We start from the raw sequence: 20,866 nt of genomic DNA, 5'->3' as shown, positions 1-20,866 counted from the left end.
TCAATCCTTGGCCAGAGCCGCGCACACGCGCGCCACTTGTTCGGTGGCGTCCGGCTTGGCGAGCGCCCTGGCTTTCTCTCCCATCGCGAGCAGCGATTCGCGCGTCTGACGGCGCAGCCACTCGGCCAGGGCCTCGACCGACAGCTCTCGCTGATCGATCAGCGTTGCCGCGCCCTTGTCGGCGAGGAAACGCGCATTCGTTGTCTGATGGTCGTCTACCGCGTGCGGGAACGGCACGAAGAGCGCCGCCACGCCAGCCGCGGCCACTTCGGCCACCGTCATCGCTCCCGCCCGGCAGATCACCAGATCCGCCGCCGCGTAGGCCTCGACCATGTTGTCGATGAACGGCACCGCGTCGACCGTCACCCCCGCTGCGGCGTAGTTCGCCTGCAGCGTCTGAATATGTTTGACGCCCGCCTGATGCGTGACCCGCGGACGATCTTCGCGCGGCAGCTTCGCCAGCGCCTTCGGCACGATCTCGTTGAGCACAGTCGCGCCCAGGCTGCCGCCCACCACCAGAATCTGCAGCGGCCCGGTGCGCGCGTTGTAACGCTCGGCCGGCGGTGCCATCTCGTCGAAGTCGGCACGAATCGGATTGCCAACCCATTCGCCGCCCTCGATGGTGTCGGGGAACGCGAGCAGCACCTTGTCGGCCACGCGTGCGAGCACCTTGTTCGCCATCCCCGCCACCGAGTTCTGCTCATGCAGCACAAGCGGACGCCCCAGCAGCGACGCCATCATGCCCGCCGGGAACGTGATGTAGCCGCCCATTCCGAGCACCACATTCGGCTTGGCGCGACGAATCGCGCCAATGCTCTGCCAGAACGCGCGCAGCAAGTTGAGCGGCAGCAGCAGCTTGGTCATGAGCCCCTTGCCCCGCAGGCCGCCGAACGTCACGAACGCCATCGGAATGTCGTACTTGGGCACCAGCGTCGCTTCCATGCCGTTCGGATTGCCGAGCCAGACCACGCGCCACCCCTGCACACGCAGGAAGTTGGCAACCGCGAGCCCCGGGAAGACGTGACCGCCCGTGCCGCCGGCCATCACCAGCAGCGTGCGTGTCTTCGTTTCCGGTGCCGGCATCGCGGTAGCGCGCTCGGTCATACTTTTCCTCCCCGCATCAATACGCGGTTCTCGTAGTCCACCCGCAGCAGAATCGCCACGGCCACACAGTTGAGCAAGATGCCCGAGCCGCCGTAGCTGACCAGCGGCAACGTCAGCCCCTTGGTCGGCAGCAGGCCCAGATTCACGCCCATGTTGATGAAGGTCTGTGCACCGAGCCACACACCTACGCCCTTCGCGAGCAACCCTGCGAACGTGCGCTCGAGCGCCAGCGCCTGACGGCCGATCTCGAACGCGCGGCGCACCAGCCAGTAGAAGAGCAGAATGACGACCAGCACCCCCAGGAAGCCGAACTCTTCGCCGATCACCGCGAGGATGAAGTCGGTGTGTGCTTCCGGCAGGTAGTGCAGTTTTTCGATGCTGCCGCCCAGCCCCACGCCGGTCCATTCGCCGCGTCCGAACGCGATGAGCGAGTGTGTGAGCTGATAAGCCTTGCCGAGCGCATAGTCTTCGCGCCACGGATCGAGATACGCGAAGATCCGCTCGCGACGCCATGGCGACAACCAGATCAGCATGGCAAACGTGCCGACAGCCGTGAGCGCCAGCCCGCCGAACAGACGGCCGTTCACGCCACCGAGGAACAGAATGCCCATCGCGATGGCCGCGACCACCATGAACGCCCCCATGTCCGGCTCGAGCAGCAGCAACATGCCGACGAACACCACGGCGATACCCATCGGCAGGAAGCCCTTGCCGAAGCTCTGCATGAATTCCTGCTTGCGTACGGTGTAGTTCGCGGCGTAAAGCGTGACGGCAAGCTTCATGATTTCCGACGGCTGGAGGTTGAGCACGCCGAACGGAATCCAGCGCTTCGAGCCGTTCACGCCCTTGCCCACGTGCGGGATCAGCACGATCACCAGCAGCAGCAGCGCCAGCAGGAAGACCTTGGGCGCGAGCTTGTCGAGCGTCTTGACCGGAATACGGAACGTGATCGCCGCCGCAGTCAGCCCCATCGTGAGCGACACGATGTGACGGCCCAGGAAGTGATACGTCGAATAGCCGCTATATTTCGGCGAGTCCGGCAACGCGACCGACGCCGAATACACCATCACCAGCCCCAGCGACAGCAACGAGATCACCACCCACATGAGGGCGTGGTCGTACTCGAGCATGCGCGAGCGCGTCGGCTTGATGCTGCCGAGCGTGCGGCTCGCTGCCTGGGTCGCGGCGCCCGGCGCGGTAGCCGTGCCGGCACCGGCAAAGCCCGCCTGACGCTTCTTGCTGAAGAACGACTTGATACGGTTCATAGCATCACCCCCGCGTCGGCGGCCAGATCAACCACGGTGTCGCGAAACACCTGCGCGCGATGCTCGTAGTTGCGGAACATGTCGAGGCTCGCGCAAGCGGGCGAGAGCAGCACCGCATCGCCCGGCTGGGCCAGCTTGGCGGCTTCTCTCGTCGCGTCTTCGAGCGTCGGGGCATCGATCAGCTCGACGCCCGTATCGGTCAGGGCTTCGCGCAGCAGCGGCGCGTCGCGGCCGATCAGCAGCACGGCGCGCGCGTGATGCGCCACGGGATTGGCCAGCGGCGAGAAGTCCTGCCCCTTGCCCTCGCCGCCCAGGATCAGGAGCAGCGTCTTCTGCAAGCCCGTGATGGCCGCGACGGTCGCGCCAACGTTGGTGCCCTTGCTATCGTCGTAATACTCGACTTCGTTGAGCGTGCCGATGAGTTGCACGCGATGCGGCTCGCCCGGATATTCGCGCAGGCCATGCAGAAGTTTGGCCATCGGCAGATCGATGGCGCGGGTGAGCGCGAGCGCCGCCAGCGCGTTTGCAGCGTTGTGCTGACCGCGGATGCGAAGCGCATCGGCAGGCATGAGACGCTTGCCATACACCTCGACCGCCGCTTCCACGGCCCCCGCCTTGCGGCGCTTCGGTGCGGGCGGCGCCTCGTCGCGCGTGATGCCCTCGACGAGCCACCACATGCCGCCTTCCATCTCCAGACCGAAGTCGCCAACGGCCTCGGGCTTGTTCGTACCGAAGGTCACGACATTGGCCTCGGGCGCGGCAAACGCCATGACGCGCGCATCCTCGCGGTTGAGCACGCGTACGGTCTGCTCACCGAAAATGCGCGCCTTGGCCGCCGCGTAGGCGTCCATGCCGCCGTGCCAGTCGAGATGGTCTTGCGTGATATTGAGAATCGCGGCCGCATCGGGCGCGAGCGAATACGTCGTCTCGAGCTGGAAGCTGGAGAGTTCGAGTACCCAGACGTCGGGCAGCGTGGCGTCGGCAATGCACTCGGTCAGACGGTCGAGCGCCGTCGGACTGATGTTGCCCGCCACGGCAGTCCGCTTTCCGGCACGACGGCACAGCAGCCCGGTCAGACTCGTGGTCGTGGTCTTGCCGTTCGTGCCGGTAATGGCCAGCACCTTGGGGGCGTAGCCGCTGGTCGCCTGCATGTGACGCAACGCCTGCGCGAAGAATTCGATCTCGCCCCACACGGGAACGCCGCGCTCGGCCGCTTCGGCCAGCAGGGCCGCGACATCGGGTGCGTTCGGCGAAAGACCGGGGCTGATACCGATCAGTTCGATATCGTCGAGCAATGCATCGACTTGCCCGGCAAACGCGCCACCGATGAACTCGGCCTGCGGCGCGTCGACGCGCAACGTCACAACGTTCGGCGGTGTCTCCGACGACGCAAAGCGCGTATCGGCTGCGCGAACGCGGCAGCCGTAACGCGCGCACCAACGCGCCATCGCCAGGCCGGACTCTCCCAGACCCAGGATCAGGACACGCGGTTGCCAGGATTCACCAAACTTCTCGCCGAACACGTCGCTCTTTCCCTTTTTATCGATTCAAACAACCTACGAATGCATCGCTTCAACGACACCGATATTCCGCTATCGGCGCGAGCGGCCCTTCCTTTAGTGCTGCGCTGCGAGAAGGCGGCTTCTCCCGTGCGCGACGCCGCTCGCTCGTCTTCTTTCGTCCTGTCAGCGCAGCTTCAGCGTCGACAGGCCGATCAGCACCAGCATCAGCGTGATGATCCAGAAGCGGACCACCACCTGCGTTTCCTTCCATCCCGACAATTCAAAGTGGTGATGCAGCGGCGCCATCTTGAAGATCCGCCGCCCTTCGCCGAAGCGTCGCTTGGTGTACTTGAACCACGTCACTTGCAACATCACCGACAGCGTCTCCGCGACGAACACACCGCCCATCACGAAGAGCACGACTTCCTGGCGCACGATCACCGCCACCGTGCCGAGCGCGCCGCCCAGCGCCAACGCGCCGACATCGCCCATGAACACTTGTGCCGGGTGTGTGTTGAACCATAGGAACGCCAGCCCCGCGCCCGACATTGCCGAACAGAACACGAGCAACTCGCCCGCGCCCGGAATATGGGGAAACAGCAGGTACTTCGAGTAGACAACGTTGCCCATCACGTAAGCGAACACGCCCAGCGCCGCGCCGACCAGCACGACGGGCATGATGACCAGGCCGTCGAGACCGTCCGTGAGGTTAACGGCGTTGGACGAGCCGACGATGACAAAGTAGGTCAACGCGATGAAGCCGAACACGCCCAGCGGGTAGCTCATCGTCTTGAAGAACGGCACGATGAAGTCGGCCTTCGGCGGCAAATCGAGCGGGAAACCGTTGCGCACCCAACTGATGAACAACTCGATCACTTTCAGGTTGCTCGTCTCCGACACCGAGAACGCCAGATAGATCGCCGCGAACAGGCCGATGATCGATTGCCAGAAATACTTCTCGCGCGACGACATGCCGCGCGGGTCTTTGTAGACCACCTTCCGATAGTCGTCGATCCAGCCGATGATGCCGAAACCCAGCGTGACGGTCAGCACGATCCAGATGAAACGGTTGCTCAAATCCGCCCAAAGCAACGTGGCGACGGTAATGCCGATGAGAATCAGCACGCCGCCCATCGTGGGCGTTCCCGACTTCACAAGGTGAGTCTGCGGGCCGTCGGTACGCACGGCCTGACCCACCTTCAATTCGGCGAGCTTGCGGATGACCATCGGCCCGAACGAGAGCCCGATCACCAGCGCCGTGAGGCTTGCCATCACGGCCCGAAACGTCAGGTAGTTGAACACGCGCAAATAGCTCGCATCCGCTTGCAGCCATTGCGCCAACGTCAGCAGCATTCCATCAATCCTTTATCACTTGGCCGGGGCGTCGACGCCCCCGCCTTCACTCGTCGCGCGCAACTGCTCGAGCACGCGCTCCATCCGCATGAAGCGGCTTCCTTTCACCAATATCGTGGCCGGCGCACTCAACGTGGCTTTCAACTCGGCCACGAGGGGGGCGACATCGGTCACGTCTGGAAAATGCTCGCCGCCGTCGCCGAAAGCGGCAACGCTGGCTTGCGTCTGCTCCCCGATCGCCAGCAAGCGGTCGACACCGCGCTGCGCGGCGTATTCGCCCACTTCGCGATGAAACGCCGGTCCGTTGCCGCCAACTTCGCCCATGTCGCCCAGCACCAGAACACGCGGCGCCGGCGTTTGAGCCAATACGTCGATAGCGGCCCGAACGGAATCGGGGTTCGCATTATAGGTGTCATCGATCAGGGTGACACCGGCGAGCGGTCCCTTCGAGAGCGTTGACACCTGAAGACGGCCTTTGACGGCGGAAAACGCTTCGAGTGCCCGCACGATCGAACCAATATCGACATGTGCGCCCACGGCACACGCAATGGCGGCCAAAGCGTTGCGCGCGTTGTGCTCGCCGAGCAGCGGCAACGCGACCGAGAAGTCGCCGGCCGGCGACGCCACACGCAGCACACGTGTGGCCACGTCATAACGTCCCGATACCGCGGCGCGCGTGTCGAGCGCGAAGTCGAGCACACGGCGCGTGCCCGCGATCTCGCGCCACATCGGCGCAAATTCGCTCTCGGCCGGGAACACTGCCGCGCCGTCGGCGGGCAGCGCCGCCAGCACGGCCGAATGCTCTTTCGCAACGGCGGCCACGCTCACCATGAACTCCTGATGCTCGCGCTGCGCGTTATTGATGACGGCAACCGTCGGCTGCGCGATCTTCGCGAGATACGCCGTCTCGCCGGGGTGATTCATGCCCAGCTCGAGCACCGCGAGCTTGTGGCCGTCCATCAGACGGAACAGCGTAAGCGGCAAACCGATGTCGTTGTTGAGGTTGCCGGCGGTCGCGAGACGCGCCTCCGCCCCCACCGCCTCGGCGAAGATCGCCGAGATCATTTCCTTGACCGTGGTCTTGCCGTTGCTGCCCGTCACGGCCACCACGGGAATCGCAAAGCGGCGGCGCCACGCGGCAGCCAGCTCACCCAGCGCAATACGCGTATCCGGCACGATCAGTGCCGGCACTTCGAACCCTTCCGGCACGCGCGACGCGACCACAGCGGCAGCACCTGCGCGCGCCACGTCGGTCAGGAAGTCGTGCGCGTCGAACCGCTCGCCCTTGATCGCCACGAAGAGATCGCCCGGCTGCACCGAACGGCTGTCGGTCACGATGCGCATGAAGGCGGTCGACGGTGCCCCCATCACGCGCGAATCGGTGACGGCGGCTTGGGCGTCGCTCAGTTGCCACATCGTCATTCGCCACCTCCGCGCACAGTGGTGGCACGCGCAGCGAGTGCCAGACGCGCATGCTCCTGATCGGAGAACGGCCGCTTCTTACCCATGATTTCCTGTGTACTTTCGTGTCCCTTGCCCGCAACGAGCACCACATCGGCGGCCTGCGCACTGCGCACGGCTTGCAGAATCGCGCTCGCCCGGTCTTCGATGTGCCTTGCGGCGCCAGGGTGCGCAAGCCCTGCGGCGATCTGCGCCATGATGTCGGCCGGCACTTCGGTGCGGGGATTGTCGCTCGTGAGCACGATGGCGTCTGCCAGACGTTCGGCCACGGCGCCCATTTGCGGACGCTTACCCGCGTCGCGATCGCCACCGCAACCGAACACGCAGACGAGCTTGCCGCCGCGCGCTGTCGCCACCGGACGCAGCGCTTCGAGCGTCTTGTCGAGCGCATCGGGTGTGTGCGCATAGTCGATGACGACCAACGGCTGTCCCGGTTGTCCGATCTGCTCCATACGGCCGGACACGGGAGTGAGCGTCGCCAGTCCGGCAATGGCCGCGTCTTGCGGCACACCGGCAGCCAGCGCGGCGCCCAGCACGGCAAGCGCGTTGCTCACATTGAACTCGCCGATGAGCGGCACCGTGATCTGCTGGCTGTGATCGTCGATATGCAGCGTGAAGCGCGTGCCCGCCGTCGTCGCGCGAATATCTTCGGCGCGCAACACTCGGTTACCGTGCGCGGACACCGCATCGCCGTGCACGCCATATTCGTATACCGGGGTCTTCCCCGCCAGACGCGCGAGCAGGCGTTGCCCCATCGCATCGTCCCGGTTGATGACGGCGGCCTTCAGGGTCGGCCAGTCGAACAGGCGCGTCTTGGCCGCTTCATATTCGGCCATCGTGCCGTGGTAATCGAGGTGGTCTTGCGTCAGATTGGTGAAGACGGCAACGTCGAATGCCACGCCGTTGACGCGACCTTGATAGAGGCCATGCGACGACACTTCCATCGCGACCGCCTTCGCCCCCTGGGCGCGCAGGTCGTCGAGGCTGCGTTGCAACTGGACGGCGTCCGGCGTAGTGAACCCCGTCACCGTCAGATGCCCGGGGAAGCCACTGCCCAGCGTGCCGATCACGGCGCTGCGGGTGCCCGTCTTCGACAGCAGTTGCGCGAGCCACTGGCTGCACGACGTTTTGCCGTTCGTCCCGGTCACGCCCAGCATCGTCATACCGGCGCTCGGCTCGCCGTACCACAGCGCCGCCAACGGACCGGCGAGCCAGTCGAGTCGCGGCACACCGAATTCCGGCACGTTTGCCACACCGGCCTGCGACGCCGGCCAGACAAAACCATCGCTCTGCCACAGCACGGCGGCGGCGCCCCGCTCGACCGCATCGGCAATGAAACCACGGCTGTCCGCCCCCTTCACGGCGTACGCAACGAACACGTCGCCCGGCGTCACACGGCGGCTATCCGCGTGTAGCGTTGCGCCGGCCGGCACCGTGCGGCGCAGCCAATCCCATGCCTGCGCGAGCGTCGCGCGCTCGGTGGCGTCCGCGATCATGGCGAGCGTGACGGGGTTCTGAGGCGTCGGGGTCACGGTGCCCATGGCTCGCTCTCCTCCACCTTGTCGCTCACAACGAGCTTCGTCACCGGCGAATCCGGCACCACATTCAACGCACGCAACGTACCGCCCACAATCGCGGCAAACGCCGGACCGGCGGCCACGCCGCCGAAGTGCGAACCGCGGTCCGGCTCATCGAGCGTGACGGCCACGATGATGCGCGGCTCGGACATCGGCGCCATGCCGACGAACGACGCGCGGTACTTGCTCTTGTCGTATCCCTTGCCCGATTGCTTATAGGCCGTGCCGGTCTTGCCGCCCACGCGATAGCCGACCACCTGGGCACGCGTGGCGGTGCCGCCGGGCGAGGTCACCATTTCCAGCATCTTGCGCACTTCGCGGGCCGTCGCCGGCGAGATGACCGGCGTGCCCTTCACGACACCGCCATCCGTCTTGTAGATGGAGATCGGCAGCAGTTCGCCGTCGTGCGCGAACACCGTGTAGGCGCGGGCAAGCTGAATCAGCGAGGCCGACAGCCCATAGCCGTAGCCCATCGTCGCCTGCTCGATCGGACGCCAGCTCTTGGCCGGACGCAAACGCCCGGCCACGGCGCCGGGGAAACCGATTTTCGGCGCCTGACCGAGGCCGACGCTCGTGAACATGTCCCACATTTCCTGCGACTTCATCTGCAGCGCGATCTTGGCCGTGCCGATGTTGCTCGAGTGCTGGATGACGCCCTGCACGGTGAGCAGACCATAGTCGCGCGTATCCGTGATCGTCGCACCGAAGAAGTTGGCCCGGCCGGTGGTCATCACCGTCGACGTCGGCTTCACATAGCCGTTCTCGATGGCAGCCGCAATGGTGATCGGCTTCATGATCGAACCCGGCTCGAACGTGTCGGTGATGACTCGGTTGCGCAGCTGCGCGCCCGTGAGATTCGTGCGGTTGTTGGGGTTATACGTCGGTAGGTTTGCGAGCGCGAGCACCTCGCCCGTGCGAACGTCGAGCACCACGGCGCTGCCGGCTTTCGCGCCGGTACGCTCGATGGCGTCCTTCAGTTCGCTGTAAGCGAGGAACTGGATCTTGCTGTCGATCGAGAGCGTAATGTCGCGGCCGTCACGCGGCTGCGCCAGGATGTCGATGTCTTCGACAACGCGCCCCAGGCGATCCTTGATCACGCGGCGGCTACCGGGGGTTGCCGCCAGATCCTTCTGCATCGACAGCTCGACGCCTTCCTGCCCGATATCCTCGACGTTCGTGAAACCCACCACGTGCGCGGCGATCTCGCCTTCCGGATAGAAGCGCTTGTACTCCTTGCGCTGGTATATGCCGGGGATGTCCAGATCGGCAACCTGCTTGGCCACGTCCGGTGACACCTGACGCTTCACGTAGACGAAGCTCTTTTCCTGATTGAGCTTGCGGCGCAAATCCGGCTCCCCCATTTCGAGCAGACGCGCGAGTTGGCGGACCTGCTGCGCCGAGACGTCGTCGGGCACGTCCTCGGGGATGGCCCAGATCGCCTTGACGGGCAGACTGGTGGCAAGCACTTGTCCGTTACGGTCGAACACTTTGCCGCGCGTGGCGGACATCTCCAGTGTGCGTTCGTAACGGCTCTCGCCCTGACGTTGATAGAAAGCGTTGCCCGGCCCCTGAATCCAGAAGGCACGCGCGACCAGCGACGCAAACGCGCCGAAGATCACGAAGACGAGCATCTTCGAGCGCCACATCGGCAGACGCACGGACAGCACCGGGCTGGCAGAGAACTGCACATCCTTGGTTTTGGCCTTGGCGTCTTTGCGGCGAATCATCGCTTGCCTCCGCTCGCTGGGGCAGACGCGGCGCTCGCGCTCGGCACCGGCACATCCACCATCGCGCCGGTGCTACCGGCCGGCGCGGACAGATATTGCGTGCGGCCCGGCGAGACGGCCTGCATCTTCAGGTCGCTGCGGGCCACGCTTTCGATACGGGCACTCTTGCTCTGCGCGCTCTGCTCGTACTGGAGACGATCCCAGTCCTGCAACAGTTGATGCTCGAGCGCCTGCTCGCGATTGAGTTCGACGAACGTCCCGCGCGCCCGGTACTGGGCATTGATCAGCGACAACGCGCAGCCAATGAGCAGCGCGAGCAGAAGCACGTTGAGCCGGCTCATGTTGCCACCCGCTCCATGACCCGCATGATCGCCGAGCGCGCACGCGGGTTCGCCTCCACCTCTTCGGCGGACGGCTTGATCTTGCGGCTGGATTTGAAGGGCGGCTCGGGAATTTCATGGGCGCGCAAAGGCACGCGGCGATCCACCACCGGCGCACTGGTGCGCGCTTGCATGAAGCGCTTCACGATGCGGTCTTCCAGTGAATGAAAGCTGATCGCCACGAGTCTGCCTCCCGTTTCGAGGACATCGGCCGCCACGTCGAGTGCTATCTGCAAGTCCGCAAGCTCTTGATTGACGTGAATCCGTAGAGCCTGAAAGGTGCGTGTTGCCGGATCCTTGCCCTTCTCACGGGTCTTGACGGCGCCCGCCACGATCGCGGCAAGCTCGCGAGTGCTGACGAGTGGACCGAGGTGTTCGGCGTTTGCCCGGCGAGCAACAAGCGCCTTTGCAATCTGAAAAGCAAACCGTTCTTCCCCATAGTCCTTGATGACCTCCGTCATTTCTTCCAGCGTTGCCCGGGCCAGCCAGTCGGCGGCCGACTCACCGCGCGTGGGATCCATGCGCATATCGAGCGGGCCGTCGAAACGAAAACTGAATCCGCGCGCGGGGTCGTCAAACTGCGGCGACGACACGCCCAGGTCCAGCAATACCCCCGACACCTTGTCGATGCCGCGCCGGGCCAGCGCCTCGCGCAATGTCGCGAAGCTCTCGTGCTCAATCGAAAATCGCGGATCGGCAATTTTTGCCGCCTCCGCGATCGCTTGGGGATCCTTGTCGAATGCGATCAGCCTCCCCCTGGGACCCAGTCGCTCGAGAATCCTGCGACTGTGCCCGCCTCTGCCGAACGTGCCGTCGACGTATACGCCGTCGTCGCGCCACAGCAAGGCATCCACGGCCTCCTCGAGCAGGACCGTGCGGTGCTGCATTACCGTTTCCACCGCGTGCGCCATGCTCGTCGGACCACCTGATCTGTCAAAAAGTGAAGTTTTTCAGCGCTTCCGGCATGCCCTGCGCCATCGCCGCCTGTTCCTTGGCGGCATACGTCGCGGCATCCCAGAGTTCAAAGTGACTGCCCATGCCCAGCAGCATGACTTCCTTATCCATGCCCGCAGCCGCACGCAACTCGGGCGCCACCAGGACACGGCCCGCCGAATCCATCTCGACGTCGGCTGCGTTGCCCAGGAAGATGCGTCGCCACCAGTGCGCGTCCATCGGCAGTGCGGCGATCTTGCCGCGGAAGATTTCCCATTCGGGACGCGGAAACAGCAACAGACATCCGTCTGGGTGCTTGGTGATGGTCACCTTGCCTTCAGCGTCGCCCTGCAGCACGTCACGATGCCGGGCCGGAATTGACATCCGTCCCTTCGCATCGAGTGAAAGTGCCGAGGCTCCCTGAAACACGTGCGCTCCCGTGAGGTTTCGTCCGCCTGCCCGCTATACCGAAAGAGAAAGATTTTGTGCCCTACACCACACAAAAATACACTTTCTCACACTATTTCCCACTTTAGAGGAGAGTGTTTGGCCGGTCAAGCCTTTCGCCCTTTTTTAGGAGCGAATTTGTTAGGCAGAACAATGACTTAGCTCACTTTCCTAAAGCAAGAAAACGGAATTTTGTCAGAAAAATTAAAGACATAACTGCGATAGTGAAAGTGGAACCTCAAACTTTGGGTATCGCCTCGCGGGAGGCCCGTCAGCGCTATCGATACCCGGTAGTGCGCGCTCACGCCGTGACAAAGCCGGGCGATCACCGGCCGGCACGCGTCTCGCAGAGGAAGATCGATCGGTACGTGGGGGGTCGTTCGGGGAGGGCGTTGCAGACGTTCTATATATAGTAGGCGGTCGTCGTCATGACCTTGGCGGCAGCACGCATCACACGCTGCACCGGCACCGGCAGTTCGATACCGCCAGCGTCGCGTGCGGCTTGGCCGTGTTCGATTTCGTCGATTCGCATCTGGTCCACGATGGCTCTCGAGCGCAGATCGTGCGGGGGCAGGTCGTCCAGGTGGCTCTCCAGATGATGCTCCACCTGACGCTCCGTCTCTGACACGAAACCCAGACTGACCTTGTCCCCGCACTTGCCGGCGACAAAACCGATGGCAAATGCACCGGCGTACCAAAGCGGGTTGAGCAGACTGGGGCGCGAACCCAGTTCCGAGAGACGGTGAGCCGTCCATGCGAGGTGATCCTCTTCTTCCTTACCCGCATGCTCGAAGGCGGCCCGCAGCTCCGGGCGCGTCGTCGCCAGCTTCTGCGCCTGATATAGCGCCTGCGCGCAAACTTCACCGACATGATTCACGCGCATGAGGCCCGCCACGTGCCGACGCTCCTGCGGCGTTAACGCATCGTCGCCGACCAGGGCATCACCATTTGAAGCAGATGCCATTACGGGCGTCGGGCGCGAGGCCCGGGTGACGCCGGCGATCGCTCGCAGGCCGCGGTCAAGTTCGGAGATCAGGCTGTCGGAGAACATCGTACTTTCAACTTACCTCGATATTTCACAATGCGGAATAAAGGACAGTTCATTCGCGTCCGCTGCCGATGATACGCCCCTTTATCCGGCGTGCCTTGCGCGGGCACAAACGCACGAAATCCCCGCCGGACGCTGGTTTCCGGGCTGTTGCGTAAACGAAACAAAGGGGGCCGCAAACCCGCGTAAAACCGGCCTTTTCCTTTGCCGCCCACATTGAATTTGTTACATTACGTCCAACTTCTCGCGAAGTTGATTAGCAAGGACGTTATCACTAGTGACCTTGTTAAACAAATCTCACAATCCTTTGGAGATCACTCAATGAAAAAGTCGCTTCTCGCTCTGGGTGTGCTCGGCGCATTCGCAGGCGCTGCTCACGCTCAAAGCAGCGTGACCCTGTACGGTATCATCGACGCTGGCCTGAACTACACCAGCAAGACTGGCGGCAACATCGCTGGCACGGCTACCAACGCCTCCAAGAACTTCCAGTTCGCCAACGGCAACCTGCAAGGTTCGCGTTGGGGCCTGAAGGGCGCTGAAGACCTCGGTGGTGGTCTGAAGGCGATCTTCGTGTTGGAAAACGGCTTCAACCTGGGCAACGGCACGCTGGGCCAAAACGGCCGTATGTTCGGTCGTCAAGCCTACGTTGGTCTGAGCAGCACGACGGCTGGTACGTTCACCATCGGTCGTCAGTACGACTCCGTGGTCGACTTCGTTGGTCCGTTCGCTGTCGGCAGCCAGTGGGCCACGTCGGCGGGCGCTCACCCGTTCGATAACGACAACTTGAACAACTCGTTCCGCGTGAACAACGCTGTCAAGTACACGACGATCAACTACGGTGGCTTCAGCGCTGGCGCGTTGTACAGCTTCTCGAACTCGGCCAACAATGGTACCGCCGGTACGGGCTTCGGCAACAACCGCGCATATTCGGTTGGTGCTGGCTACGCTAACGGCCCGGTGGCATTGGGTGCTGGCTTCCTGTACATCAACTCGGCTGGTAGCAACAACTCCGGCTCGCTGATGAACAACAACCTGCCGGCGCCCGCTACTGTCAACGACACCAACACGCCGATGACGGCTGGTGGTGCCAACGACAAGGCATGGATCGCATCGGCAGGCGGTTCGTACGCCTTCGGTCCGGCAACGGTCGGTCTGGTGTACTCGCACAGCGTGTACCAGTACGTCGGCGGCGGCAGCTGGAAGTTCGACAATGCAGAACTGAGCGCCAAGTACATGCTGACCCCGGCGCTGCAAGTGGGCGCATCGTACGCGTACACTTGGACGACGATCAACGGTACGGTTGGCACCAAGAACGGCACGTCGCCGAAGTACCACCAAGTCAACCTGGGCACCGACTACTTCCTGTCGAAGCGCACGGACCTGTACCTGGTTGGTCTGTGGCAACACGCCAACGACGACGCTCCTGGCGGTGCATCGCTGAGCGGTCTGGGCTACTCGCAAAGCTCGAACCAGTTCGCCGTTACGGCTGGTATCCGTCACAAGTTCTAAGCTGACAGTTTCTGTCACTTAGGCTTTGTTTGACGAAAGGGCACCTTCGGGTGCCCTTTTTTTGTCCCAATCTCCGATTTGCAGGCATGTTACGCGACCTCGTAACGTCCCCAGCTTGACCGAGCGTTTATTTCAAACCTAAAATTTCCATACTGTAAATTTCACTCCTCCGACCATGAGCCTCGCCGACTCCGACTCTCTCGATCTGGAAACGCGAGCCCGCGATCGTGAGCACGATGCACTGCGCCTCTGGTTGCGGTTGCTCACCTGCACCAACATGATCGAGACGGATATCCGTTCGCGCTTGCGCCAGGAATTCGATTGCACGCTGCCGCGCTTCGACTTGCTCGCGCAACTCGACCGCCACCCCGAGGGGTTGAAGATGGGCGAGTTAAGCAAGCGGATGATGGTCACTGGCGGGAATGTCACAGGAATCACCGATCAGTTGGAGAAAGAAGGCTGGGTGACGCGTGAGACGGTCGTCAACGACCGGCGCGCCTTCCTGATCAAACTCACCCCACGCGGCAAGAAAGCCTTCTCCAATATGGCTCGCGCGCATGAAACATGGATCGAGCAGCGCTTGGGACAGCTTCCGGAAGACCGGCAACACCAGCTTTACCTGCTGTTGGGAGACTTGAAGTCGGTGATCGGGTAACGCACGAGAATCACCGCTTTCAATTTGACGCGGCGTGTCGCGCGCTTGACCGCGCTATCTGACAGGAAAGCCTGGTGGACGTTGCAGTTGGCTTATCGCCCCGCCTGCATCGGAGTGTCCAGCGAGGCTCGCGCCGTAGCCGCTTCATAGGTTCTGTCCAAGGCGGCGAGCGCCTCGTTACGCTCGGGTTCTGGCCGTTTCGACATGGTTTTGACGGCAGCGTAGAACTTGGGCAAATCGCCATGCACTTGCGCAAGCAGCGCCATGAATGCCGGCACCCATTGGTTGTATGTCGCGAAGGACCCGATTTTGGCGTTGTTCAAATCGGCGGCAAACCAGAGATCGAAGCCTTTGTATCCTCCCAAGGACGTTTTCAATGCCTCATAGTCGGCACGCATGCGGGTGAATATGACCTCTTTGCCGGCCGTTTTCTCGGCATCCGTCTCCGGGCCGGCATAGAGCGCTTCCAGACGTTTTCGATAGCTGTCCACCAGTTTTCGAAACTGACGCCGGTGCGCGTCATATCGCTCATACTCCATCGCGGCATCGGGATGTGCGGCAAGCCAGCGCTGGACGCCCACGGTTTCCACTGTCACGGCAAAAGACTCGTTGAACGCGGTGTCCCCTCGAGCAAACAAAATCTGATGGGCGAGTTCGTGGAAGATCATGCGCGCGACTTCCGCTCGCGGTAGATAGATGAAAGTGTTCAGCAGCGGATCGTCGAAATACCCCAACGTCGAATAAGCCGGGATTCCTGCAACGAACGTCTCCCACCCATCCCTATGCAACTCGGCCGCGTAAGCCTCGGCGGATTCACGGGAGTAGTAACCGCGATACTCGACGCATCCAACAACCAACAGGCACGACTCTCGTAGCTTCAGCGACAGCGAGGGGGCAGCGAAGACGTTGTAGACGACGAACGGACGCTTCAGGTCGGCATAGCTGCGATAGCTACCGTTATCCGGCTCGCCGAGCGCCGATACCGCATAACTACGAATTTGCTCCGCTTCGATTAGCCGCGAACGCAACCGCGGATCGATCGATGGGTCCGCAAGCAGATCGGACACGGGCTGCGCCTCGTGCAATACCGTGAAATGCCCGTTGATCGATTGCGCGTAATAGCCGACCTGACTACATCCGCCGAGACCGAACAGCAAGCCGCATCCCAGCACCATCACCGCAAGCGTCTGCAACCGGCAACGGCAAAACGTCGTAACCATCGCAAACAAGGTCGGCATCGTGGGCTCCTCGGCGTTAGCCTGAAATCGACCGCGCTTATATCGGTGCGACGTCGACCAGGCAGTCGTAGAACGTCGGTGCCCGGCCAAGATCAGTGAGTTGCTGGCTCGTGACTTCGTTGGCATTTTTACCGTCCGGTGCGAGCTTTTTCCACCAGATGGACAGCCCGACGACGACGCCCTCACGTGCTTTCTCCGTAACGCGGGCCCTCGCGTTCAACGTACCTCGATCGTTGAAAATTCGTACCCCCATGCCGTCCGCAATGCCACGCGCGGCGGCATCCGACGGATGGATATCCAGTGTTGGCTCGCCGACCGATGCCCGCAGGCTATCAACGTTCACGAAGCTCGAATTCAGGAAATTACGAGCTGGCGGAGAGATCATTGCCAACGGATAGCGCGCCGCAAGCTCGGGGTTACTGGCGACAGACTCGTATGGCGGCACCCAGTCCGGCAATGGATCAAAGCCTTCCTGCAACATACGCTCGGAATAGAACTCGCATTTCCCCGATGGGGTATAGAACTGTCCGTTTGCAAACGGCGCTTCGGGAAGGTCGTAGCGAATCCACCCATCGCGCTTGAGGGTTTCCCAGTCGCTGTTTGCCATACGGGCATCGCGCCAACGGATCGACTGTTCCGCAAGTTGATCGTCGGTGTCGGAGAAGCATGCGTCCTGCCACCCCATGCGCTTGGCCAACAGACGGAATATCTCCGAGTTGGGTTTGGCCTCGCCGAGCGGCGCAATCGCCGGATTGTTCGCCAGCAGATAGGTATGTCCGTACGCTTTGTGAATATCCAGATGCTCGAGCTGCGTCGTTGCCGGCAGCACAAAGTCTGCGTGGTCTGCGGTATCGGTCTGGAAGTGTTCCAACACCACCGTGAAGAGATCCTCGCGGCCGAACCCGGCCGCCACCTTGCCCGACTCGGGAGCCACGGCAACAGGGTTGCTGTTGTAGACCACCAGCGCCTCGATCTTCGGACCGAACAACTCGTCGCCCTGGTGGCAAAGCGCGTCGCCGATTGCACTCATGTTCACCACACGCGTGGGCTTGTCCTGCCGTGGCCGCAGATCAGGACGTGCTTGCGCCACCGCATCGACGGGTGCATAGCCGGATGTCGACATCAGCATCCCGCCCGCCGGATCTCGCCAGGCGCCAGTCAATGCAGGAAGACACGCGACCGCGCGCGTCGCCTGACCGCCGCCTTTGGCACGCTGCATACCGTAGTTCAGCCGGATCGCTGCGGGCTTCGCGCTCGCATACTCTCGCGCCAACGTCGTGATCGTCTCTTCGCTAATGCCACAGATTTCCGCGACGCGAGCCGGCGTATAGCGGCTCACGCGATCCTTGAGTTCGGCGTAACCGACCGTATGCCGCGCAATGTATTCGTGATCGACCAGATCCTCGGCGATCAGGACATGCATCATACCCAACGCCAACGCGGCATCCGTGCCTGGCAGCAATGCAATATGCTGATGACACTTCTCGGCGGTAAGCGAGCGATAGGGATCGATGGCAATCAGCTTCGCGCCGCGCCGCTTCGCTTCCTGTGCAATCGCCCAGAAATGGACGCTCGACGTAATCGGGTTGCTGCCCCAGATAAGAATCAGCTTGCTGTCGACGAAGTGCTCGACATGCATACCGACGCCGGCACCGTATGTGTATCGCAGACCCGCAGCCCCCGCACTCGCACAGATCGTGCGATCGAGATCGGACGCGCCCAGTTTGTTGAAGAAGCGCGCGGCCATCGATTCGCCCTGAACGAATCCCATCGTGCCCGCATAGCTGTACGGCAGAATGGCTTCGGGGTCGCGCGCGGCAATGGCTCTCAACCTGCAGGCAATCTCGTCGAGGGCTTCGTCCCAGCTGACTCGCACGAACTGTCCGCTACCTTTCGGGCCAACACGTTTGAGCGGGTGCAACAAGCGATCCGGATGATAGGTTCGCTCGGTGTAACGCGAAACTTTCGTGCACAAGACGCCATTGGTGGTGGGATGGTCCGGGTCCCCCTGGACCTTGATCGCGACGCCATTTTCCACGGTTACGTGCAATGCGCATGTATCGGGACAGTCATGCGGACATGCAGCCCGAACGACATGGGTATTGGTCGTCATGAATCTACTCCTCTCTCTACCGAATGGCTGCGTCAAGCAATGGTGGGACGCTGGCGATATTGTATTACGTTCATTTGCGCCTCGCCCCCGCCACACGGGCATTCACGGCATCTTCCAGACGTATCCGAGATCACGCTCGGGCATTTCTGCCAAGATGCCAGACCTGGCCATTAGGGGTAAGATGAGTCATTGCGCCCTGCAGGAATCCCCCGTCATGAAGCTCATTCCAGAAATCGACGCCGCTCGCGGCGAAATCCAGACCATCCGACGTGACATTCACGCGCACCCCGAACTTTGTTTCGAGGAAAAGCGCACGTCCGACGTCGTCGCAGAGACGTTGACCCAATGGGGTATCCCCATCCACCGTGGACTCGGTAAAACCGGGCTCGTCGGCATCATCAAGAATGGCAGCAGCGACCGCGCGATCGGTCTGCGCGCCGATATGGATGCCCTGCCGATTCACGAAGCCAATACGTTCGAACACGCGTCAAAACATGACGGCAAGATGCACGCGTGCGGTCATGATGGCCATACGGCCATGCTGCTCGCCGCAGCGCAATATCTTCAGAAGCATCGCCATTTCGACGGCACCGTATATCTGATTTTCCAACCGGCCGAGGAAGGTGGCGGCGGTGCTCGCGAGATGATCAAGGACGGGCTGTTTGAGCGCTTTCCCATGCAGGCCGTGTTCGGCATGCACAACTGGCCGGGGGTGCCGACAGGCACGTTCGCCGTAACGCCGGGGCCGATGATGGCCTCAAGCAACGAATTCAAGATCACGATTCGCGGCAAGGGTACCCACGCCGGCATTCCAAATGCGGGGATCGACCCGGTCATCGCCGCCGTTCAGGTCGCTCAGGCCCTGCAGAGCATCATTACCCGAAATAAGCGCCCGATCGACGCTGCGGTGCTGTCCATTACCCAGATCCACGCTGGTGATGCGACCAATGTGGTGCCCGATCTGGCATGGTTGGGCGGTACGATTCGCACGTTCTCGATTGAAGTGCTGGATCTTATTGAAACGCGCCTGCGCGAGATTTCCGAGTTCGTCGCGAAAGGACTTGGCTGCTCGGCGGAGATCGAATTCCAGCGCAACTATCCGCCGACGATCAACGAGCCAACCATGGCCGCACTGTGTGCGGATGTCATGCGCGAAGTGGTCGGCGACGCGAACGTCAACGACAAGGTCGAGCCGACGATGGGCGCGGAGGATTTTTCGTTCATGCTCCTCGAGAAGCCTGGCGCGTATGCGTTCATCGGCAACGGCGACGGCACGCACCGAGACACGGGACATGGCCTCGGACCGTGCAATCTGCACAACGCCAGCTACGACTTCAACGACGATCTGCTCCCGCTTGGCGGCACCTACTGGGTGAAGCTGGTTGAAATGTATTTTGGGCGGGATCAATAAGCTGTCGTGATCTAGTCTTCCGGGTCGCAACAAAAAGGCCGGCAAATAGAATTTGCCGGCTTTTTTGTTTTTGATGTCGCGAGAAGTCCGCTATTTCGCGGCGGTAGTCGTGGGGACGCGGTCCGTCTCCAAGTGGATGTCACCGTACCAGGCGGTGAATTTCGATTGCGTATTGTCGCCATCGCTCATGATGGCAATGCCAATCAGACGCCCCGGAGGCTCGCCAAACGCTTTCTCATAATCCTTGGCGACGTCGCGAGAATACGTCCGCCACTTCCCAAGATTGGCTTCTCCGCGTTCGACAACGACAGAGCGGATACGGCCGGTATAAGGATTTTCGACGACCTCATCTGTAGCGAATTTATCGTCACCCCAGGTATACATCAGCGTGGCGAACGGCAATTCCCTGCCACTCACCAGCCTGGCTAGCTCGCGATGCATATGATCTTGTACGGTGAGCTTTGCCGGATCGCCATCGAATGCGAGCGCGATGCGTACAGGTGCATCATCGAATCGCTTCGTGCGAATGTCGGCGCTGATCGGCATGCTGTCGGCACGCCAGCGCCACGTTAACTTGGCACCGGGGTACACCGGTACATCCAGTTTCTGAGCGATTCCAGACGCGGATCCGTCAACAGTCGCTCGGATTACGGCAATTCCGTCGTCATCGGTGGTCTGTTCGTAGTTGGTGAGCCGCTTTTTGCGGGTGACAAAATAAGTCTCCCAATGCGGAGGCAGGCCATCCGAATTTACTGCGGCCGAAAGGGGGGCAATTTCGTCTCGCTGTCCCGGCACAGCTATTGTCGAAACCTGCGTCGAAGACGGTCCGGGTGAGGCACACCCACCAATTCCCCAGATAACGACAGCGGCACCGACATACGCCGCACCTGCACGCCACTTTGCATGGCACTTGCCCCGATCTTGATTCACCACCTGTTTCACTCCACGAACTTCACTAACCCCGTGGCCAAATGCTAAGCGAGAAATGAATATCGATCTATCTGTAATTTCACGTCATGACGATGGTGCAACACCGACAGCTTCGAATGATGCGCATAAATCCCTTGCCGGGATGAAAAAAGCGAGGATGGAGGAAGCGAGAGAGAAGCGAGAGGCAGCCGCCAAAACAGGCCAAGTGTGAGC

Annotated in this window: 18 protein-coding genes; 4 read left to right on the top strand and 14 right to left on the bottom strand. The window is 62.0% G+C overall.

The window, feature by feature from the left end:
* The 11 genes from murG to coq7 form a co-directional block, all read right to left on the bottom strand.
* Positions 1-1,104, bottom strand: coding sequence for an undecaprenyldiphospho-muramoylpentapeptide beta-N-acetylglucosaminyltransferase (murG, locus tag PCO31110_RS14730; RefSeq protein ID WP_010806909.1), 1,104 nt, complete (start codon positions 1,102-1,104; stop codon positions 1-3).
* Complete coding sequence (ftsW, locus tag PCO31110_RS14725) at positions 1,101-2,369, bottom strand: putative lipid II flippase FtsW (RefSeq protein WP_010806910.1); 1,269 nt, start codon at positions 2,367-2,369, stop codon at positions 1,101-1,103. Before ftsW ends, murG begins: the two co-directional genes overlap by 4 nt.
* Positions 2,366-3,892 carry a UDP-N-acetylmuramoyl-L-alanine--D-glutamate ligase gene (gene murD, locus PCO31110_RS14720; RefSeq protein WP_010806911.1) on the bottom strand — a complete coding sequence of 509 codons (1,527 nt, stop codon included), beginning with the start codon at positions 3,890-3,892 and terminating at the stop codon, positions 2,366-2,368. Before murD ends, ftsW begins: the two co-directional genes overlap by 4 nt.
* Before the next feature lie 162 nt (positions 3,893-4,054).
* Positions 4,055-5,224, bottom strand: a complete 1,170-nt coding sequence (gene mraY, locus PCO31110_RS14715) for a phospho-N-acetylmuramoyl-pentapeptide-transferase (RefSeq protein WP_010806912.1) — start codon at positions 5,222-5,224, stop codon at positions 4,055-4,057.
* A gap of 15 nt (positions 5,225-5,239) precedes the next feature.
* Positions 5,240-6,646, bottom strand: a complete 1,407-nt coding sequence (locus PCO31110_RS14710; protein WP_150690763.1) for a UDP-N-acetylmuramoyl-tripeptide--D-alanyl-D-alanine ligase — start codon at positions 6,644-6,646, stop codon at positions 5,240-5,242.
* Positions 6,643-8,181, bottom strand: a complete 1,539-nt coding sequence (locus PCO31110_RS14705) for a UDP-N-acetylmuramoyl-L-alanyl-D-glutamate--2,6-diaminopimelate ligase (RefSeq protein WP_150691028.1) — start codon at positions 8,179-8,181, stop codon at positions 6,643-6,645. Before PCO31110_RS14705 ends, PCO31110_RS14710 begins: the two co-directional genes overlap by 4 nt.
* Before the next feature lie 32 nt (positions 8,182-8,213).
* The gene (locus PCO31110_RS14700) at positions 8,214-9,989 is read right to left on the bottom strand and encodes a peptidoglycan D,D-transpeptidase FtsI family protein (protein WP_150690762.1); all 1,776 of its coding nucleotides are present in this window, start codon (positions 9,987-9,989) and stop codon (positions 8,214-8,216) included.
* Positions 9,986-10,330: a cell division protein FtsL gene (gene ftsL, locus PCO31110_RS14695; RefSeq protein ID WP_010806916.1), complete on the bottom strand. Its 345-nt coding sequence runs from the start codon at positions 10,328-10,330 to the stop codon at positions 9,986-9,988. Before ftsL ends, PCO31110_RS14700 begins: the two co-directional genes overlap by 4 nt.
* Positions 10,327-11,280, bottom strand: a complete 954-nt coding sequence (gene rsmH, locus PCO31110_RS14690; protein ID WP_036664352.1) for a 16S rRNA (cytosine(1402)-N(4))-methyltransferase RsmH — start codon at positions 11,278-11,280, stop codon at positions 10,327-10,329. Before rsmH ends, ftsL begins: the two co-directional genes overlap by 4 nt.
* 22 nt (positions 11,281-11,302) lie before the next feature.
* Entirely contained in the window at positions 11,303-11,731 is a 429-nt protein-coding gene (mraZ, locus tag PCO31110_RS14685) for a division/cell wall cluster transcriptional repressor MraZ (protein ID WP_010806918.1), read from the bottom strand.
* A gap of 421 nt (positions 11,732-12,152) precedes the next feature.
* A complete protein-coding gene (coq7, locus tag PCO31110_RS14680; protein ID WP_150690761.1) occupies positions 12,153-12,800 on the bottom strand; it encodes a 2-polyprenyl-3-methyl-6-methoxy-1,4-benzoquinone monooxygenase in 648 nt (215 codons plus the stop codon).
* A gap of 318 nt (positions 12,801-13,118) precedes the next feature.
* On the opposite strand from coq7, the gene PCO31110_RS14675 reads away from it, so the two are divergent.
* Both PCO31110_RS14675 and PCO31110_RS14670 read left to right on the top strand, forming a co-directional pair.
* Positions 13,119-14,306, top strand: a complete 1,188-nt coding sequence (locus tag PCO31110_RS14675; RefSeq protein ID WP_150690760.1) for a porin — start codon at positions 13,119-13,121, stop codon at positions 14,304-14,306.
* A gap of 175 nt (positions 14,307-14,481) precedes the next feature.
* Complete coding sequence (locus tag PCO31110_RS14670; RefSeq protein ID WP_010806921.1) at positions 14,482-14,961, top strand: MarR family winged helix-turn-helix transcriptional regulator; 480 nt, start codon at positions 14,482-14,484, stop codon at positions 14,959-14,961.
* 92 nt (positions 14,962-15,053) lie between these two features.
* On the opposite strand, the gene PCO31110_RS14665 is transcribed toward PCO31110_RS14670, so the two are convergent.
* Positions 15,054-16,118 carry an aminopeptidase gene (locus PCO31110_RS14665; RefSeq protein ID WP_246189852.1) on the bottom strand — a complete coding sequence of 355 codons (1,065 nt, stop codon included), beginning with the start codon at positions 16,116-16,118 and terminating at the stop codon, positions 15,054-15,056.
* Between the two features lie 118 nt (positions 16,119-16,236).
* A complete protein-coding gene (locus PCO31110_RS14660; RefSeq protein WP_150690759.1) occupies positions 16,237-18,312 on the bottom strand; it encodes a molybdopterin-containing oxidoreductase family protein in 2,076 nt (691 codons plus the stop codon).
* A gap of 214 nt (positions 18,313-18,526) precedes the next feature.
* Here PCO31110_RS14660 and PCO31110_RS14655 point away from each other — a divergent pair, with 214 nt between their 5' ends.
* Positions 18,527-19,723 (top strand): M20 aminoacylase family protein, encoded by a 1,197-nt coding sequence (locus PCO31110_RS14655; protein ID WP_150690758.1) that lies wholly within the window; start codon positions 18,527-18,529, stop codon positions 19,721-19,723.
* Between the two features lie 90 nt (positions 19,724-19,813).
* Here PCO31110_RS14655 and PCO31110_RS14650 read toward each other — a convergent pair whose 3' ends face one another.
* Complete coding sequence (locus PCO31110_RS14650) at positions 19,814-20,656, bottom strand: DUF3047 domain-containing protein (protein WP_174979580.1); 843 nt, start codon at positions 20,654-20,656, stop codon at positions 19,814-19,816.
* A gap of 52 nt (positions 20,657-20,708) precedes the next feature.
* Here PCO31110_RS14650 and PCO31110_RS25690 point away from each other — a divergent pair, with 52 nt between their 5' ends.
* A complete protein-coding gene (locus tag PCO31110_RS25690; protein WP_174979578.1) occupies positions 20,709-20,864 on the top strand; it encodes a hypothetical protein in 156 nt (51 codons plus the stop codon).
* Positions 20,865-20,866 lie beyond the last annotated feature (2 nt).

Origin of the sequence: Pandoraea communis (assembly GCF_902459745.1) — a bacterium.
Lineage (GTDB): Bacteria > Pseudomonadota > Gammaproteobacteria > Burkholderiales > Burkholderiaceae > Pandoraea > Pandoraea communis.
Note: the sequence above shows the minus strand (reverse complement) of the source record. Positions and strands in the feature narration are given on the sequence as shown.

Excerpts from the sequence above, each read along its gene's own strand:
- PCO31110_RS14705 (WP_150691028.1), bottom strand. The coding sequence starts at position 8,181 with ATGATCGCGGACGCCACCGAGCGCGCGACGCTCGCGCAGGCATGGGAT.
- ftsL (WP_010806916.1), bottom strand. The coding sequence starts at position 10,330 with ATGAGCCGGCTCAACGTGCTTCTGCTCGCGCTGCTCATTGGCTGCGCG.
- rsmH (WP_036664352.1), bottom strand. The coding sequence starts at position 11,280 with ATGGCGCACGCGGTGGAAACGGTAATGCAGCACCGCACGGTCCTGCTC.
- PCO31110_RS14660 (WP_150690759.1), bottom strand. The coding sequence starts at position 18,312 with ATGACGACCAATACCCATGTCGTTCGGGCTGCATGTCCGCATGACTGT.
- murG (WP_010806909.1), bottom strand. The coding sequence starts at position 1,104 with ATGACCGAGCGCGCTACCGCGATGCCGGCACCGGAAACGAAGACACGC.
- PCO31110_RS14655 (WP_150690758.1), top strand. The coding sequence starts at position 18,527 with ATGAAGCTCATTCCAGAAATCGACGCCGCTCGCGGCGAAATCCAGACC.
- PCO31110_RS14675 (WP_150690760.1), top strand. The coding sequence starts at position 13,119 with ATGAAAAAGTCGCTTCTCGCTCTGGGTGTGCTCGGCGCATTCGCAGGC.
- coq7 (WP_150690761.1), bottom strand. The coding sequence starts at position 12,800 with ATGTTCTCCGACAGCCTGATCTCCGAACTTGACCGCGGCCTGCGAGCG.
- PCO31110_RS14710 (WP_150690763.1), bottom strand. The coding sequence starts at position 6,646 with ATGACGATGTGGCAACTGAGCGACGCCCAAGCCGCCGTCACCGATTCG.
- PCO31110_RS25690 (WP_174979578.1), top strand. The coding sequence starts at position 20,709 with ATGAATATCGATCTATCTGTAATTTCACGTCATGACGATGGTGCAACA.
- PCO31110_RS14700 (WP_150690762.1), bottom strand. The coding sequence starts at position 9,989 with ATGATTCGCCGCAAAGACGCCAAGGCCAAAACCAAGGATGTGCAGTTC.
- ftsW (WP_010806910.1), bottom strand. The coding sequence starts at position 2,369 with ATGAACCGTATCAAGTCGTTCTTCAGCAAGAAGCGTCAGGCGGGCTTT.
- mraY (WP_010806912.1), bottom strand. The coding sequence starts at position 5,224 with ATGCTGCTGACGTTGGCGCAATGGCTGCAAGCGGATGCGAGCTATTTG.
- PCO31110_RS14670 (WP_010806921.1), top strand. The coding sequence starts at position 14,482 with ATGAGCCTCGCCGACTCCGACTCTCTCGATCTGGAAACGCGAGCCCGC.